Below are 1,649 nucleotides of genomic sequence, written 5' to 3'. Positions count from 1 at the left end.
CACATCCATCAACTTAAGGTATATTTTCAAACAAAATGCGGTCTTTCCATATAGTTTTTTATTATCTTTTGTAGATTTTATAAAAGCAGGCATATCAAATAAACCCTGACGGGTTTCAATTTTTTACTATGCTACCTGATGAGTAGAAGTGGTATACTCATAGACAACACCCAAAATATCAAAGACTGTCTTTTTCTCGTATCGATGAGATTTTCGTCCGTTGTGCTGTAGGAGGTTAAACAGACGAAGGAGAACCTTTGATAATTCTTGGGTGTTTTTGTGTAATGCTTGGTAAAAAAGTGAAAAATAATCCTTAATTATGTACATCGCTTTATATTCACTTAGCTCTTTCTGTTTCTTACGTAATAGGAGTTCTCGCATTTTAAACATAGTAGAAGAACATAATAGAATACTAATGAGTTGCCCATAAAGATGACATTCTAATCGCTCTTGTTTAATAGATTTACAACGATGAATTTGAAACCAAGATTTCCATATTTTAAATAACAGCTCAATTTGCCAACGTAATGAATATAAATCATAGATTTTCTCTTTTGGTACCCATTCCGTAGGAATGTTTGTCATATATACCGTAATACCTTGTAAAAGCTTTGTACGCTCTGTATATGTAATTCCTTTTTTCTTTTCACGAATAGCTCGGTCACGTAGGCGTTTCTGTTTTTGCTCCTCGGTACACCTATAAACTACAATACGAGTAGGCAATTTGTCCTTACTCCCTACATATACATCGTGTAATTCATACACTTGGCCAGGTTGTAGTTGTTTCATAATGTCTTCCAAATGAATTTGTATATATACTGGTTTCAATTGAGAGGGTTTTGTTTTAAATACCACTGTTTCGAACTCTTTTCTATATATTTTAGTTGGTAACTTAAGACGAGATAAATAATACCCCTGCTTGTCTTGAATAGACTTAAAGTCTTGTAGACGAAAATATCCTAAGTCACGAATATACAGCTCATTCTTTTGTATCATGCCTGTTCGAGTCGCACCATACGCCTGATCACTTCGTTTTCCTGGTTCAATTTTCACATCAGAAAATTCCCCACTCAACAAGTCATACTCTAGTTGAATTTTCACACCAGCTTTATGACTACATCCTCCGGCACCAGGATAGGTAGATGCGAATCGATCTGGAACCTGAAAGGTTGTAGAATCAAGGATGCGAATGCGCTCAAAGTAGGAAGAAAGAGAATGAGAAATCTTAGATACGCCTCCAATTTTAGCTTGTAGAAGTGTAGTAAATACAGTTCGAAAGAAGGCTACAGAAGCAGAGTTAAATCGCCGATTAAGTCCTTCCGGACTTAATAAAACTCCTGTTGAAGTTTCTAATTGACTACATAGTTGAGTAAGAGAGGTAGTAGCGACTTGTTGATTTAGCCATACACACAAAGATAAGAAATGGTGCCCGTGGCACTTACGTTTTCGTTTCATTCCGCCTGCTTCTATGGCTAATTGATTAAGTGTAGCGGGAGACATATATCGATATAACTCTTCAGCGAATAAAGATAATTCTTGTTTTTGATTCATATTCATAAAAAACACGTCACCCTTTCTCATTAACATAAGAAAATAGTAACGTGCTTTTAACTTCAAAAATAGTCTAAATCCTTAAGTTGATGGATGTG

1 protein-coding gene is annotated in these 1,649 nt (G+C 35.3%); it reads right to left on the bottom strand.

Annotated elements, in window-relative coordinates; all coding sequences use genetic code 11:
• Window positions 1-126: 126 nt before the first annotated feature.
• Window positions 127-1,557 (bottom strand): IS4 family transposase, encoded by a 1,431-nt coding sequence (locus ACUXEY_RS28065; protein WP_001056973.1) that lies wholly within the window; start codon window positions 1,555-1,557, stop codon window positions 127-129.
• Window positions 1,558-1,649: the final 92 nt, after the last annotated feature.

It is taken from the genome of Bacillus sp. F9_6S_D1_P_5, assembly GCF_054823925.1.
The sequence above is the reverse complement of the archived record's forward strand: the minus strand, read 5'-3'. Positions and strand labels throughout refer to the sequence as shown.